General features: G+C 35.7%; 11 protein-coding genes. 6 read left to right on the top strand and 5 right to left on the bottom strand.

The annotated features are described in order from the left end of the window. The first annotated feature begins 1,182 nt into the window (after nucleotides 1–1,182). On the top strand, nucleotides 1,183–2,715 hold the full coding sequence (locus N773_RS21605; RefSeq protein WP_024859099.1) for a BspA family leucine-rich repeat surface protein: 1,533 nt from the start codon (nucleotides 1,183–1,185) through the stop codon (nucleotides 2,713–2,715). 373 nt (nucleotides 2,716–3,088) lie between these two features. Continuing rightward, nucleotides 3,089–3,247: a winged helix-turn-helix domain-containing protein gene (locus N773_RS22405; protein ID WP_196231688.1), complete on the top strand. Its 159-nt coding sequence runs from the start codon at nucleotides 3,089–3,091 to the stop codon at nucleotides 3,245–3,247. A gap of 172 nt (nucleotides 3,248–3,419) precedes the next feature. Here the strand turns inward: N773_RS22405 and N773_RS0118360 are convergent, their stop codons facing one another. After that, entirely contained in the window at nucleotides 3,420–4,091 is a 672-nt protein-coding gene (locus N773_RS0118360) for a hypothetical protein (RefSeq protein ID WP_024859100.1), read from the bottom strand. Nucleotides 4,092–4,093: 2 nt separating this feature from the next. Continuing rightward, the gene (locus N773_RS0118365; protein ID WP_196231689.1) at nucleotides 4,094–5,398 is read right to left on the bottom strand and encodes an AAA family ATPase; all 1,305 of its coding nucleotides are present in this window, start codon (nucleotides 5,396–5,398) and stop codon (nucleotides 4,094–4,096) included. 435 nt (nucleotides 5,399–5,833) lie between these two features. Between N773_RS0118365 and N773_RS0118370 the strand changes: the two genes are divergently transcribed. After that, entirely contained in the window at nucleotides 5,834–9,019 is a 3,186-nt protein-coding gene (locus tag N773_RS0118370; protein ID WP_024859102.1) for an amidase domain-containing protein, read from the top strand. Continuing rightward, nucleotides 9,016–9,567 carry a hypothetical protein gene (locus N773_RS0118375; RefSeq protein WP_013483402.1) on the top strand — a complete coding sequence of 184 codons (552 nt, stop codon included), beginning with the start codon at nucleotides 9,016–9,018 and terminating at the stop codon, nucleotides 9,565–9,567. The genes N773_RS0118370 and N773_RS0118375 overlap by 4 nt, the downstream gene beginning before the upstream one ends. Nucleotides 9,568–9,786: 219 nt before the next feature. On the opposite strand, the gene N773_RS0118380 is transcribed toward N773_RS0118375, so the two are convergent. Next, nucleotides 9,787–10,380 (bottom strand): recombinase family protein, encoded by a 594-nt coding sequence (locus tag N773_RS0118380; RefSeq protein ID WP_024859103.1) that lies wholly within the window; start codon nucleotides 10,378–10,380, stop codon nucleotides 9,787–9,789. Between the two features lie 480 nt (nucleotides 10,381–10,860). Here N773_RS0118380 and N773_RS0118390 point away from each other — a divergent pair, with 480 nt between their 5' ends. Both N773_RS0118390 and N773_RS0118395 read left to right on the top strand, forming a co-directional pair. After that, nucleotides 10,861–11,508 carry a hypothetical protein gene (locus N773_RS0118390; protein ID WP_024859105.1) on the top strand — a complete coding sequence of 216 codons (648 nt, stop codon included), beginning with the start codon at nucleotides 10,861–10,863 and terminating at the stop codon, nucleotides 11,506–11,508. Nucleotides 11,509–11,816: 308 nt separating this feature from the next. Further along, complete coding sequence (locus N773_RS0118395) at nucleotides 11,817–12,080, top strand: hypothetical protein (RefSeq protein ID WP_242840459.1); 264 nt, start codon at nucleotides 11,817–11,819, stop codon at nucleotides 12,078–12,080. Between the two features lie 99 nt (nucleotides 12,081–12,179). On the opposite strand, the gene N773_RS0118400 is transcribed toward N773_RS0118395, so the two are convergent. Together N773_RS0118400 and N773_RS21610 are read right to left on the bottom strand one after the other, a co-directional pair. After that, nucleotides 12,180–13,160, bottom strand: a complete 981-nt coding sequence (locus tag N773_RS0118400) for a tyrosine-type recombinase/integrase (RefSeq protein WP_024859107.1) — start codon at nucleotides 13,158–13,160, stop codon at nucleotides 12,180–12,182. A gap of 433 nt (nucleotides 13,161–13,593) precedes the next feature. Beyond that, nucleotides 13,594–16,134 carry a BspA family leucine-rich repeat surface protein gene (locus N773_RS21610; protein ID WP_024859108.1) on the bottom strand — a complete coding sequence of 847 codons (2,541 nt, stop codon included), beginning with the start codon at nucleotides 16,132–16,134 and terminating at the stop codon, nucleotides 13,594–13,596. Nucleotides 16,135–16,510: the final 376 nt, after the last annotated feature.

Raw genomic sequence — 16,510 nt, forward strand, 5'->3', positions numbered from 1 at the left:
CCGAAATTATAGCACAGCAGGAAGAAAAAGTCAATCAGAACGTATCAAAATCCGCCTGTCCGGCGACTTACTATCTCGACCGTGATGCCCTTGATTCTGTTTGCCATGCGGTTTCACCTACCTCCGTGAGGGCAATCGAGTAGGAGGCGGCAAATAAGCCGCCGACCTCTCACACCACCGTGCGTACCGTTCGGTACACGGCGGTTCAATCAACTTAAAAAGTAACACACCTTTCGGTGTAGTAATCTAACATTGAGACTAATCCAAATCGGGTTAGTCTCTCTTTATTAATTGCAAAGCTTAGTACCTTTCTCTGGCATACATATGCAACACGATTACCTGCATATGCCGTTATCATTGCAGTGTCCTTATCAGTACCAAGCTTTATCAGATTCTTTGCTCTGTTCTGAGGTGTTTTCCAGAATTTCCATATGCACATTCTTATACGTGTACGATGAAACTTTTCGCAAAGCATCAGAAGCAGGTTATGAATCAGATGAAAATCAGGAATTGATTGTACATGGTAGTATTATAATTGATAAGTATAAAGATATATATATTGCCACCTGGAAGGAGACTACAATTCAGCCAAGTTAATCATAAACTTTAAAGGAAAAAAAGAAATAGGAGACAGGTACAGCTGGAGCATATTGAATGAAGAAACATTTTCTATATTTGTAAAACAATAATAAACCTATGTGAAACTCTAAGTGGTATATTTTTATAGCAAGAAGAATGATGCGTAATAATCACACATCATATGTGACATCATCCCCCGCCTAAAGAGGCGGGGGATGACAATCTTTTGTGATTGTGGTATACTATATTCGTTTCATTTTAACCCAAGAGTCTTTCGCATTGCTAATGCGGGGGCTCTTATTCTTTAGAAAAAGCCAATGGTATCAGCACTTACGTAGGCAAAAACATATTATGACAACAGGACACTAAATATGTAAAAAAAGGAAAATTGAAAGATCCTGATTGAAAAAAACAGTTTTAATTTGATTTGATAAATGTAAAACGGATAGATATTATTTATTGGATAGCTATCCGTTTTTATTTATTAGCTGCGAGCAATTAAGAAAATGTTTCAAAAATATTGACAATAATATTTTCGAGTGATATAATATATATTTATGGATATTTTAAATATTCATAAATATAATCCAGGAGGGCATATTTATGCAGATAAAAAAAGTTTTAGCAGTAGTAATGTCATTATGTATGATAGCAGGAGCAGAAAGCTATTGTGCGCCTGTTATCTCAAACAGTATAACAGCTCAGGCTTCAACTGTTGAGTCAGATTGCTTTTCTTTTGATGAGGAAACAGGTGTGCTTACGCTTAGAGGAGATGTTGAAGCTAGTGCATTATGGTTATTCAGTAATAAGCAGAATGTTAAATCCATTATAGCGGAAGATGGAACGGTTTTCCCTAAAACATGTAATTGTCTGTTTCAAGGTTTTAAAAACTGTACCGATATTGACCTTAAGCATGTAGATACTAGCGATGCCAAATCAATGTATAATATGTTTGAGGGTTGTTCAAGTTTAACATCACTTGAACTAAGTGGATTTAATACAAGCAATGTAACAAATATGTCTCAAATGTTCAAAAACTGCTCCGGTTTGACTACACTTGATTTAAGTGGATTTAACACAAGCAATGTTGATACAATGAGTGATATGTTCAGAAACTGCTCCAGATTGACCACACTAGATTTAACCAGATTTGATACCGGACACGTTAAATCCATGAGCTGTATGTTCTGTGGCTGTTCCAGTTTGAAAGAACTAGATTTAAGTAGATTTAATACGAAAAGAGTTTCGAGTACAGATCATATGTTTTGTGGATGTTCCAGCCTTGCCAAGCTTAATATAGGTAATTTTGATGTAAGAAAAGTTACTAATATGTGGGGAATGTTTTATGGCTGCTCTGGTTTGAAAACTCTTGATTTGAGCAGTTTTCAGACAAATAGCGTGACAGATTTAGGTAGTATGTTCTGTGATTGTTCCAGCTTGAAAGAACTTGATTTAAGCGGATTTATATCCAAACAAGTTACATCTATAGATGGTATGTTCCGTGGCTGTTCCAGTTTAAAAGGACTTGATCTAAGTGGAATAAATACAATAAGAGTTAGAGATACTAATAGTATGAATGAAGTATTCTCAGGTTGTACCAACCTGACTTATTTGAATATAAGCAATTTTGATACAAGTAATAATCCGTGTTTAACGGATATTTTCCGTGACTGTAATTCTCTGAATACACTTGTTCTTGGTGAAAAATACACTGAAATCATTACGGCTCAAGCTCTCCCAAACGGTGATGGATGGAAAAAAATGCCAGACTCCGAAACCATAGTAAGCGGCGACGGTGAATTTGCCGTTATTAAAAATGACGGTAAGAACACATACACGCGTTTTACTGCCATTACGACAACATACCCCACAAACATCAAAGTCGAATACAGTGAGAAAAATCACCAGGTAAGATTTACATGGGACGAGGTAAAGGGGGCTGAAAGATACGGCATTGCTGTTTATCAGACAGGTAAGTGGAGACTCCAGACACAGAGTATCACTGACACAGTTTACACAACTCCCAAGAACCTAACCCCGGGTAAGACTTACAAAGTTGCTATTGCAGCAAAAGTAAACGGTAAATGGGATACAGCAAACGCTATCAAACATGCTGTGTCTATAACCATAAAGTGATAAGTCTAAAATTTTTCATTTCGTCAAGTAATTCTTACTTATTTGCGACTCATCTAGAGTCTTCCTAAAGCACACTTCCTTGTTATGTGTGAATTCGAGAAGTGCGGAACGGTTTAAAGACATAAAAATCCGGCAGAACGTATCATATAGCGTTCTGCTGGTTGTTCTTTCATTTAGAAGAGCAATTTTTGCCTTTAAAGTGCGCTGCTAATTTAGTTATGTTGTAAGCGTATAACTCCCCGCGTCATACATAAAGCCGCGCAATTCATTAAACAACAAAAACGGATAGCCGCCAGATAATGACGATCTCCTTCACGATGAGGAGAAGATAAAAGGAGAAGTAGAAATCCTTGACAGAACGGAGCTTGTATTTTTGGCAATCTCCGAAAATCCGAATATTACAATAAACGGACTGACTTCACTTCTTAATATATCTAAGAAACAGGTTGAGACATTTATTAAGAAGCTCAAAGATGCAGGTAGGATACACCGAGATGGTGGAGACCGTTACGGCAAATGGGTAATAGACTGAACGAGAAATGTAAACGGCTCGGGTTTCGTGGAATCCAAGCTGCCTGCGCTTAACGGGCAATGACGTAATGTTCAGGCTGAGACCTTACACGGCAGAACATGCGGAGAGCATAGTGTTTGAAAAAAAAGACACAAAAAGCGGTATGCCGTGTTGCATACCGCTTTCGTTATTCTCATTCAAGAAGTTCTAATAATTCCTTGAAATCGTCAAGATGATTATTTAAAATTTGCTCAATGTCCAAGCATTCGATAAATCCTTCGCTTTTTCCGCCTTTAGTATAGACCTTCTGACCGCATCTAAAAATATCTGCTAATTTTTCTGCGCCGCTTGAATTATTTTTAAATTTAGGAATATTATCTATCTTTAAATAGGTAATAATCCCTTTGCTATCTTCTAAGAACCAGTCTTCTATGGAATAGACTGCTTTAATAAAATGTGGAATACCACCTTTATTAATAATAGTCTGTTTTGTGTCGTTTTCATTTATAGGTGGATTTTTTCTGAAGCGTGCAGGTTTTTGAGCTGAATCCAATACGTCGGTGTCAATACACATAAAGGCATGGAATATAAATTTGGTATTAGGCGCTTTTTGTTCACTCTTTTTAAGTTTATGATTTTTGATAGGTTTGTTATCTTTGAGAAACTTAGTTACCGCAAAATCAAATTGTCTGGCTGCAATAGTCTTATAGTTACCTATTCCCTTGATATTGATTGGATGAAGGAATTTAAAACTGTCAGAATTCTGATGATTTTTTAAAAGTAACTCTCGAACTTTATTGTAAAAGCTAACCTCGGTGTCGCCTTCGACCAGAAGAATTATAACATGAATCTCTTTTTTAGCCATATTTATTCCTCGCCATCATCCTCAGACACTATCTGCGAGTCCGATAAATAGCAGCTAAGCATTTCAGCAGCATTTTCAAATGACAGACCATTGAATAAATAATCTCCAATGCTGCTGCCTTCATTGTAAGCATCACTAATAAGCTTTTTAGGTTTATTAATATACCTAAAATCTACCTGCCCTGTTTCTGTAGGAAGACCCAGCACAATGTCTCTCGGATCGATAAATTGAATGATATATGGTGAATGGCTTGTAAAAACGAGCTTACAGTCACCGGAGAGAAGATCCAGAATACTGATATAATTTTGAAGCAGTTTAGGATGAATTGAGTTTTCAGGTTCTTCTAAGGCAAGCACAGACAAATTGTTGATCTTAGCATTCACCGCTGTTGTAAGCGTTAAAAAAACTCTTTTGGTACCATCTGAAAGATAGTTAAAGTCTATCGGGCGAATTAAAGATGAGTCAGATACACTTAATGTATAAACATTATTATTAAATAGTATCTCAGAATCAATTTGCGACAGATCATTCATACTATGGCTTATAGGATGTTCCTGACATGTAACTTCCTTTATATTAGGAAACAGTTGCTTAAACCCATCTATCAACATACCGTATTCATCAGGATGATTTTCTTTCATTTCCCAGATCATTCTAGGTACATTTATCTGACTATTTCCTCTATAATTGATCGGGTCAAAACCGTAAGATTCATTCGCATCAAGATGATCTTCGATCAGAAATTTCAAATTATTGAGTTCAGTCAATATGTTTAAATATGCATCATCATTATCAATGATATTGACAAGAAAGTTTATAGCTAATGAATTATCCTTGATTAAAATTGGACGCTTGTTTCTGCTTTTAAACGACGACCTGAAAGTATAAACATCACTACCCGGCACTTTAACAATAAATGCACCGCCGGAGATGTTTTTTGAAGATATTTTTAGCGATTCATTATTTATATAGCCGGGAGTTGTTTTTGTACGCCATTTAAATGAATATGTGTATTCAACATTGTAGATGTTTTCATCGAGATCGATCATATCGGCATTAACGGAGAATGTGAAATCTCTTCCTGAATTGGCCGATAAAAAAGGGAATGCAGGTTGATATTCAAATATATCTTTTTTGATCTCATTACTGCCCTTAATAAAATCGATTCCAAATCTGATAGCGTTTATTAAATTGGATTTTCCATAATTGTTTAGTGCTATAATTGCAGTTATGTCATTTAAATTCAGTGTAACATTGGATAAATTCCTGTAACCGTCAATATAAAAGCTTTTTATTATTGTTTTCATTTTTTTACCTCTAAAAGATTGCCGAATCAAACGATTATAGTCTATTATATTCATATTATATCACTTCTTTCCTAAAATTGCAAGGTTTTCTTTCAAAATAATTTAAAGATCAAAGTAATTCTTGCATAAATACTTATTTAGTGCATGAAAATGTTGCACTAATTATATCTCATTGCCAGAAAAATATGTGTCGGATCTTATTCTTGAGAATCGTTTTCTTTGATTTATCCATTCTTATACCAGCATATAAAGTTAATTGTCTATTCTATATTGTGGTAATTTGGTTGATTAACAATAATTAAGTATATAATCCTAAATCGTATACTAATTTATTGACATTCTATAATGAACATGATATACTAACTTTCGCGCGTTATCAATTATAAGTAATTCGCCATGCAAATTCGGCATGAAAATTTATTCAGGAGGGTTAAAATGGATCAAAAACGATCAAAAAACCAGAAACGTATTGTTTCCGGGCTGTTATCATTAGCTATGATAACAACAAGTATGTCAGCAGTTTTACCTGCAAGTGCTGACTCTGCAAGTAAGCAGGAAGCATATCCGTATGCGATATTTGCTGCGGATGAACTAGGTGGCATTAAGCTTGACCTTAATTATCTGACGGTCAATGGCAATGCTTGTACAAACGGTGTTTATTCGACAACTGCAAAGTATCCGAATGTAAATGGTACTATTTTGGAGAACGAAGCACTTGCTGTTGATGAGGTAGTCACCGATGATGAAAACGCCACCGATGCACAGGACAGCGCTAAAGCTTTCGATATCAGCAGGGATATGATCTATATCCACAACAAGCTGATGACCGGCTGGTTCAATAATGGCAGGAACTTTGATAATGATTACACTCTGTCAGAGATGAACATCAACCTAAATTCGCCTGTATATGTTACAGGCAAGATGTCATATAATGGCAATATGGCTCTGAATACCGCAATCGGTGCGGTTTCCGATGTTACTCTAAGTGGCGGAAATCTCAACGGCAACAATGCTGTGATCTATTCCAAATTCGGTGATATAAAGATCGATGAAAGCCAAGCTTCAATGAACGGTCTGATCTATGCGCCATTTGGTACAGTTACCATCGATTGTGACAATTTTAATCTGAACGGTATCATAATCGCACAGAATGTTGTTATTAGCAGCCGCTATGGTGCTAACATCAATTACAGCAACACATGGGCAGAATTTGTAGGTACTGAAACCGAAGAACTAAGCTGGACTTTTGCTGATTGGAAGTATCTTGCTGATACAGACAAAGACGGTCTGCCAAACATTATAGAAAAGGAAATAGGTACAAAGCCTTATGAGGCTGATACTGACGGAGATCTTCTGCCTGATGGATATGAAGTACTTTCTCTCGGAACCGATCCTTTGAAAATCGATACAGACAATAATGGCGTATCTGATTACGATGAAGATTACGATGAAGATGGTCTTTCAAACGGTCGTGAATATGAGATAGGCACAAGACCTTATGCTGATGATACCGACGGAGATAACCTCAAAGACGGCGAAGAGGTTGATAAATATTACACTGATCCTCTCGAAATGGATACCGACAAGGACGGTCTGAATGATGATGACGAGATATATTTCGGTACAGACCCCAACGATCCCGATACTGACGATGATGGTGAACTTGACGGCGGAGAGAGACGTTCTCAGACATTTACCCACAAGGTAGAGAACGAGGATTGTGCTGTAACAGAAGTTATCGTTTCTATGGAGGGTACGGGTAATCTTCAGAAGACTGCAAAAATTAAAAGTGTCATGAACAAAGACAAAATGTGTACAGATGTTGTGGGACTTGTTGGAGAACCTTTCTCTATTAAAATTTCATCAGAATATAAAAAAGCTACTTTGAGCTTTAAAATAGATCAGAGCAAGCTGGGCGATACAGAGTTTGACAATCTGATGTTTTTATGGTATGATGAAAAGAAAAAAGAGTTTGTAGAACTTGATACCTTCTATGATAGTGAAAACTCTATTGTTTCCATTGAAACGGAACATTTTAGTAAGTATATGGTTGTAGATAAAACAGAATGGTTTAATAACTGGAGAAAAATCTATAATTCCTACGCCGCTATTTTTTCTGCAATTCCTTCATATACTGCAATATGCGTTGATTGCTCCGGAAGTATGTCAACCAATGACAAAAGCTTTAAAGACGATAATGGTGTATTAACTTGTTATAGAAACATAGCAGTACAGAATTATGTTGAGTCAATGTTTGTTTTTGACAACGCAAGTATTATTACTTTCGAATCATCAGCATCTGAGGAGTGCGAAATGACAAATAATAAGCGTACATTAAGCGGTAAGGCTTCCTTCTACAATAGAGGAGGAACGAATGCTAACAGTGCTATTGATATTGCTATTGATGAATTAAATCATGTTTATGGAAAGAAAAATATTATCCTTCTTTCCGATGGAGATGTAAATGTTTCCGATGATAATATAAAATATTGTAAAAACAATGGAATAAGAATACATACAGTTGCACTTGGTTCCGGAGCTAACAGCCAGCTGTTAAAACAATACGCTAATGATACAGGTGGAACACCTCTTACAGCAACTACAGCAGAGGGACTTACTAAAATATACGAGAGTTATGCTTACAATAATATGACTGACTTTAGAGAGATGGAGGACAGCGATGGTGATGGTCTTCCTAATGATATAGAGTATATTTCAGGTATTCCACTCCCAAACGGAAAATTGGTTTTTACAAATCCCAATAAGCCAGATTCCGATGGAGATGATTTGACCGACGGTCAAGAAGTAAATGAATCTTTGTATATTCAAAAGATAATGGTCGAAACTTTCGATGAGGAATTTGAAACAATAAATATTTTTAAGTTTAAACCAACAAGTGACCCAACTGATCCGGATACTGATGATGATGAATTAGATGACTATCATGAATTGATTGCAGCCACAAATGCTTTTGATGATGATACAGATGATGATGGAGCACTTGATGGTAGAGACAAATATCCATTAAATCTTTCTGATACTATCTATGATAGAAATGCAGCATATGAATACTCTCAGAAATATTATAATACTTTTAATTCAGAATACCCGCGAATCGATTCTGATTGTGCTAATTTTGTTTCACAATGTGTTTATGCAGGTGGAATGCAGATGAATAGTTTATGGTATGTTAAGAAAAATAATCTATTTGATTACATAACTACCGTATGGGGAGATAGAGCCCAAGATTTATCATTAAAATGGTCTCTAAAATGGACTGATGCTGAAGCACAATATAAATATTTTAAAGAAACATATTCTATTGCATCTTATAAAATTAATCGTGGAGATTCAATATCAGATTTTGTTCAAAATCATCCCGAAATAAAGGCTGGGGATACACTATATTTCCATAATGTTCATAAACCCAAAAAAGAGGTTACTCACGCAACCATTATTAGTAAAATCGATGATTCCGAAATATACTATGCAGGTCATTCAAATCCTGCAAGTATGACACCGCTTTCAGATAAGATAATGACTCCTGATGAAGATACCGAAGATCCAAATGATTATCTTTACGATTATGTTTATATTGTTCAAATGAGTGATGCGTTATGACAAAGAGAAAAAGAGTTATACTAATCTCTGTGATGATTATAGCAGCTTTATCTTTCGGCATAATACTATTTATTTTTACTAGAACGGTATACTGGAACAATAAATACTACGATGATAATCAGCCAAGTAAAACAGATGCTGAATACTTAAATGTTTGGGATCTTAGATTTATTCTGCATTCTAAAGATAAAGATGAGATAGAAAATTTAGGTAATAAAGTAGTTAACGATTCTTTAAACTACAATGGAACACTGACAGAGGAATTACAAGGAATAATATCAGACCATACTTTTTCATATATAAATCCTCGTGATTTTCTATCCGAAAATAATTATGAGATAACAGATGAACAATTTGTTATTAAAGAAACAGATGTACTAAGGCATAAGAATAAAGCTATATTTTTTTATGGATGTGAATATCATGCAACTTATAAAAAAAATGGTGAAACTTACAACTATGATATAGGGTATGATGGGATGCCAAATAGGTTATATTTAGAATATGATGACAATAAATGGATTATCGTTACTGCTTTTAGACCATAGCCTACTGGCACACTCAAAAACCGTTCCACTGGGGTCATAATCGGAATTGTGGAGCATACCACAATAGGCACATACCCAAATGGAACAGAACACTAACCGCAAGCTCTCGGAAACGCTCTACAAGCATTTCTGAGGGCTTTTTCTTTTCAGCGGTTATGTTTTCCGCTCCGCAGGCTCGGACGGTGCTGTGGGGCATTTCCGTTCGCCCGACGGTTATCGTCAAGCAGAGGTCTGCTCGGTGATGCCGTTGCGAATTTCATACTCACGCACACGGCGGTAAAAAGTGTTTGCCGACATATCCATTTTACGCATAAAGTCACGCCACGTGATGCGCTTGGCTCTCCATTCCCCATAGAGCTGCCCGAACCTCGTCCAGTCAGTCGGGATAGGTTTCCGTCCCGTATACTTGCCCTGTGCCTTAGCAATCTCGATTCCCTCACGCTGTCGCTGTCTGAGCTGTTCACGCTCCAACTGCGAGAGGGCAGCAAACACGGTCAACATGAATTTGCCCGTAGGCGTGTTGGTATCAATGCTCTCCTTGTGACTGACGAGGGTAACGCCCTTGTCGGTGAGAGTGTCGATGATATTCAGCAAGTCCTTAGTAGAGCGCCCCAGACGGCTGATACTTTCAACGTAGAGCGTATCGCCCTCACGCACATAGTCGAGCATTGCCCTGAGCTGAGGGCGGTCTGCGTTTGCTCCTGACAGCTTTTCGGAGAAGATGCGGTCAACCTTGTAATTGCCCATGATCTCCTGCTGTCGTGCTGTCTCCTGGTGCTCCGTCGATACACGGATATAACCTATTTTGCTCATGATTATTATTTCCTTTCTGTCTTTTGGTTGATTTACGGTTGACTTATTGATGATAGTGATGTATAATTATTGATATGAGTATGCAGTCATCTCCTTACGAAAATCCGAAATTTAAGTGAGGTTAACATGAATAGATATATCAAAAAGCTCCTAAAGAAATTACATCTTTATAAGAGTCGAGGAAGCGGTACTGTTTCACTGATTGGATCGAATCATGCTCCCGTGAAGGTCTGTGATATAATAAATGGCAAACCGCAGGTTATTCGAGAAGATGGCGAAGATACGATAACATTTACACTTCGATATTCTGCATTTCACAAAGTCGTGAAACGATATGATAAAGAGACATTCAAGGAATTATGATACTACCACAGCAAGGAGAAACGCTCTCCTTGCTGTTTTTATTCAAGTGTGTCTTTCTTCCTCTGGTGAGAACGTTTCTTCTCCTGATACTGCCTGTTATTGGAAGATCCGCTTGATATGAGAAATGAATACATTAATCTAATACATATACTTTCATCGCAAGCAGATGTAAATTTATATGAAAAATGTTGTGATATAATTGACAAATGTGATTCACCACGTAAAGAAGCCTATTACCCATATATTTTAAAAGATATTCTTATGAAATTTGATCAAACCAGATGGAATAAATGGATATTTGATAATCTTGAAAACAATTTGACTGAAGAAGTATGGGATTATCTTGTCAAAAAAACTATTCCGTATAATGAGGTCGTTTCAAAGTATTTTGAAAGAAAACTTAAAGCACAGAAAGACACTCCCGGAGTAATAGTGTTCCCTGATAACAAATCCGAAATCATTAATTTTATAGTTAATCTTCATATACTTGGAATTATACCTAATTTAGATGATATGGATTATCTTAATCAATATTGCAAAGAAAATGCTTACCTTGATTATCTTTTAAATCCAGAATCATTTGATTACTGCAAAATTAATACCGCTGATTATATGTGGTGCAATTTTATAGCAAATGAGAAGTTTAGAGAAAAGATATTGGAGCATAAATCTGAATTCTGGAGTAAAGAAGACGAAAAAAGAATAGAGTTAGGCTTCGGCGGTGCATTTGAGAATAAAATTGCATACAAATATCTATTTGATTGAAAATGCAGATGAAAATGGATCACTTTACATTATGCGTAAAAGTAGCGTTGTGAATCTAAATATCCTATACATTAGAGGCGAAGTTCAATTATTAGGCTTGACATTAGGCTTAAATTGTGGTATACTGAGCCCGTGATTCATTTAAACCCAAGAGTCTGTTGCATAGGCTAATGCGGCGGACTCTTTATCTTAAAAAAACCAAATGAAAGAAGAAAAGGAGATACTATTATGACAAAATTCAGGAAAAAACTGGCTTCTGCTCTGGCTGTGTAATATGGAAAATATAAAGAAGTTTAACAGAAAGATCAATGAATTACAAAGCAAATGATCATTATGAGGAGAGTAAAATAATGCCAAAAGTAAGTGATTTTGTGAAAGAAAATGAGCCTGACACTATTGTGAAAATTGAAGGAAGAAATCCGGATGATGATTGTGATTGTCTTGTGGAGGAATATTACCACGGAAGACTAGACGGAGTACCTGCTGATCTTTTAGAATATGAGGTATTATCTACGGGATGGCTTGTCGGAGCACAGTGTTTTGGCATCGATATAGCTTATATTCGTAAGTAAAAGGTCGGTCATATGAAAAAACCCCGCCTTTTTAGGCGGGAAAAGTATTATTTTAGGAAAAATTAAAGAGATACATAGAAAGATTGGGCAGGGAAGTGCTCAATCTTTTTTCTTTAGAAGATCTTCCATAACATCCATAGTATTTTTCATTTTTTCTGATCCGAGATGAGTGTAAATTTCTGTTGTTGCCGTACTTTCATGACCAAGGATCTCTTTTACAGCAAGAATATCTCCGCCATTATTATTATACATCAGAGTAGCAGCTGTATGTCTGAGCTTGTGAGTAGTTACACCCGTATTTTTTAAGCCTGCAGCCATTATGCATTCTTCAATTATCTTTTGAACTCTCCGTCTAGATAGTCTGTTCTTTCTGGAAGACAAGAACAAGGCTTTTTCATTTTGTGCCATCTCGTAATTTTTCCTGTATGGAAGATATTTTTCAATAGCATCAAGACAATTGTTATTCAGGGTTATTATTCTTTCTTTTTTTCCTTTACCCAGCAGCCTTAAAGTCTTGTTTTCAAAGCTTATATCATTTATATTTATACCGCATAATTCAGAAAGTCTCATTCCGCAATTCAAAAACAGAGTTATTATACAATAATCTCTTTCAGTGTTTTTGGTACGTATGGAAGAAAGCAGCTTCTGGACTTCGTCAAGTGAAAGGTATTTAGGCAAGGCCCTTTTTACGTGCGGAACTTCCAGAGAAGCCATATTATCCTTAGGTATCAGTTGGGCTTTATTAGCCAGGTAATCATAGAATTGTTTCAGCGAGGTAGTTTTTCTTGCTCTGGCGGAAGCTCCATTCTGTCTTTCATCCTTGAGCCATACCATATAAAGGTAAGCATCTTTTTCAGTAAAGTTTTCTATCATTTCTATAGGAACATCGCTTATAGTGATGTCATTGAACTTAGTTTCAGCTGGAACCATTTTATTCTTTACCTTTAAGTATCTTAAAAATGTTCTTATATCAAGATAATATTCACTTGAAGTAAGATCACCACGATTTTTTATTACACTTAAATTTATCAAAAAATCCTCAAGATAATAAGGGCAATCGTTCTTATAGCTTTCTTTCACGGCAGGTCACTCCTCTTTATGGCACAAAATATTCATTTTGTGCCATGTTACATTTTGCTTATCAAGGGGAAGTTTCAGCTCTTCCCCTTGATATTATAATTGTTTTTTTATAATTCTACAAAAAATACTTCTAATTAAAAAACAGGAATTTAGACTCCAACTGATTATTATACGAAAGCAAACCTTTGTACAATTATATCATATTTTTGCTCAAAAAGCAACCCTGCATCATAGACTTAAAACAGAAAAAGCCGGACTTAGTAAAAATCTAAGTCCGGCCTAATAATAAATCGTCATACATAAGCTCTTGCTGGATTATTTTTTTCTACGATACAAAAAACAATTACAGATTCAAGATGACTTATAAGAAAATCACTTTTGTCCGATTTTACGCAGTTTAAGAGCTTTGGGAATTAGAAATTTTTTTACCTTCTTAATAATCTCCGTGTACATTTGCCTGAGCGACTACTCTAATGTTATGGGGGTTGTAATAGCTATCGAAACCTCCGCTTTCATATCCTTCGCCGATTGCCATATCGGCACGAAGAGCAGAACTATACCACTTATCGATACTTGATAATAATCCATCATCGAGGTAATCTGCATGAGCCTGAACTTCAGCAGCAAACATATTAAATGAAGTATCGGCAGTATATGCACTCAAAATAGCCCTTTTCTCATTGTAATCCAAGTTTTTTGAACTTGAGATTTTGATCACTTTATTATTTTCGTCAGCTATAATACTTCCAAAATTAATATTACAATCAGTCAAAGCATTAGGAACTCTGCTTAAGTTTGCTCTTTTTTCATAGAGAACATCTAATGCTAGTGAATTTGGATTAATAGAATTCGTTATACTATTTATCATTGCGTTTACGTTATCAATTTCACTATAGATATCATTTAGTTGAGTGGGAAAAGGTATTGATGAAATTGAATAAGAATTTGCGATCTTATCAACATAGGCTTCTGCAATCAGATAAGGCGCATCTGAATTAACATCCACAAAATACGATTGTAATTCTGATGAGTATGGTGAATTAGAAACTCTTACAACTTTGTCTATCTCATTATACAGGTCTGATGTATTCGATGTATTATGATAGATCACGTCGTTTAATTTGCTTATATCAAACTCCACAAAAGAAATTGTAACGCCGGGATCATTATTATCATCGGAATCGTATTCCTGTTCACGCATTTTGTATAATCCGTAAGTTGCTTTACCATTGCGATTTAAAGCCATTATATACCAATCATCATAGTATCCATTAACGGGGTATATAGTTCCTCCAGCATCAGTTAAATTATTGACGCCGCAAGATAACAGGATTTCAGACAAAGGTGTTTTACATATAACGAAATCATCAACTGTTTCTTCTGTGTAATTCATATCAACTATACCTTTATTTATGTAATCAACAAGAACTGATGGATAGTTGTTTTTATGATTTGGCTGATTATCCTTAGCGTTAAGGATTCCATCACCATCCTTATCCAGCGAGGCATTAGGAATTCTGACAATTATCACAGCATTTTTCGTTGCGTTTGCAATATCCCATTTGCCGTTAACTCTTGCAGCGATAGCTACACTATAAGTTCTTCCGGGGGTGAGATTCTTAGGAGAAGTGTAGAAAGTATCAGTAGTTTGCATCTGAACTTTCCACTTTCCTGCCAAATATACAGCTATACCATATCTGTCAGCACCCTCGACCTTATCCCAAGTGAATCTAACCTGATGATATTTCTCACTGTATTCTACTTTGATATTTGTAGGGTAAGTAATCTTTGTTTCTTCTTCGATAGGTAAGCGCTTGTAGGTGTTTTTGCCACTGTTTTCGATAACTGCATATTCATCATCACCGCTTACGACAGTTTTTGGGTTTTTATCGTTTACCCAGCCTTCTCCGTTGGTAAGCTTTGCATCCGATTTTATGTTATTGAAATTTTCTCCTAGGGAAATGGTTTTTAGCTTAGAACAACCCATGAATAGCTGGGCATTATATGGATATAGAATTTTGCTTGTGTCAAAGCCGCTTATATCAATCGATGTCAAACTTGAACAGTTCTCAAATATTCTCTCTATACGCCAACTTTTTTTGGTATCAAAAGAGCTTACATCAAGTTCAGTTAAAGCTGAACAGCCATAGAACATCATATGCATATCTTCAGCATTGCTTGTATTAAAATTACTTAAATTTAGCGAAGTCAGACTTTTACATTCATAGAACATTAAGGACATATTTATTACATTACTTGTATCAAAGCCACTAAGGTCAAGTGATGTAAGGATAGAACAATATGCGAACATATTGTTCATATATGTAACATTACTTGTATCAAAACTGCTTAGATCAAGGGACGTCAAAGCATAACATTGGTTGAACATACTTCCCATGATAGAAACATTGTTTGTATCAAAATTGCTTAAATCAATTGATTCCAAGTTATAACAACCAGAGAACATACAAGCCATAGACTTGACTTTGCTTGTGTTAAATGAACTTAAGTTTACTTTTGGCAGTGCATAACAAGAGGCAAACATATAAGACATATCTGTTACATTGCTTGTATCAAATCCACTCAGATCTATATTAGTCACGTAGTTGCAGCCCCAGAACATTTGCGACATATTCTTAACATTGCTCGTGTCTGCATTAGAAAAATCTATAGATGTACAATAATAAAAAGCCCAACATAGGCTGTGACTGTCTTCAGGGAAAACAGTTCCTTCTTCAGCTACAATGGATTTTACTTTAATTCTAAAATTATAATTTAATCCACGTAAAGTATCACCATCAACTTTGCCCTTTAATGTAAGTACACCTGTCGCTTCATCAAAAGAATAACAGCTGTCCTCAATTACATCTGCCTGAGCCGTAATAGCCTGCGAGATAAAGGGTGCTCCATAGCTAACCGCACCTGCCACCATACAAAACGCCATCACTACCGCTAATACTTTTTTCATCTTCATTTTAATGACCTCCTGAATTATCGTGTTGAAAATTGTAATAAATATCAATATTTCCCAAAATATGATAGCACACATAATTATCGATGTCAATAATTTCGATATACTTTCTTAATCATTCGTTGCTAATTCATATTAGAAAATTATATTAATGTATATTTTGACAGTAACTACGTGTCGTTCATTTGCTATCCTACTGTCTCAAGAAATAAAATAGCCCCTTAGAATCTTCACACTTTTTCGTGTGTACACTAAAAGGGAGCTATTATGAAAAACATAAATTCAAAAAATGAAAATCTGAAATTTTGATTCCAACAAAAAAACCGGACTCAGTTTATTCCGAGTCCGGCATAATTAGATCATCTTTAACCTTCGTAGA

Origin of the sequence: Ruminococcus albus AD2013 (genome assembly GCF_000526775.1) — a bacterium.
GTDB classification, from domain to species: domain Bacteria; phylum Bacillota; class Clostridia; order Oscillospirales; family Ruminococcaceae; genus Hominimerdicola; species Hominimerdicola alba_A.

Excerpts from the sequence above, each read along its gene's own strand:
- N773_RS0118375 (WP_013483402.1), top strand. The coding sequence starts at position 9,016 with ATGACAAAGAGAAAAAGAGTTATACTAATCTCTGTGATGATTATAGCA.
- N773_RS0118370 (WP_024859102.1), top strand. The coding sequence starts at position 5,834 with ATGGATCAAAAACGATCAAAAAACCAGAAACGTATTGTTTCCGGGCTG.
- N773_RS0118390 (WP_024859105.1), top strand. The coding sequence starts at position 10,861 with ATGAGAAATGAATACATTAATCTAATACATATACTTTCATCGCAAGCA.
- N773_RS0118365 (WP_196231689.1), bottom strand. The coding sequence starts at position 5,398 with ATGAAAACAATAATAAAAAGCTTTTATATTGACGGTTACAGGAATTTA.
- N773_RS21605 (WP_024859099.1), top strand. The coding sequence starts at position 1,183 with ATGCAGATAAAAAAAGTTTTAGCAGTAGTAATGTCATTATGTATGATA.
- N773_RS0118360 (WP_024859100.1), bottom strand. The coding sequence starts at position 4,091 with ATGGCTAAAAAAGAGATTCATGTTATAATTCTTCTGGTCGAAGGCGAC.
- N773_RS0118380 (WP_024859103.1), bottom strand. The coding sequence starts at position 10,380 with ATGAGCAAAATAGGTTATATCCGTGTATCGACGGAGCACCAGGAGACA.
- N773_RS0118395 (WP_242840459.1), top strand. The coding sequence starts at position 11,817 with ATGAATTACAAAGCAAATGATCATTATGAGGAGAGTAAAATAATGCCA.
- N773_RS21610 (WP_024859108.1), bottom strand. The coding sequence starts at position 16,134 with ATGAAGATGAAAAAAGTATTAGCGGTAGTGATGGCGTTTTGTATGGTG.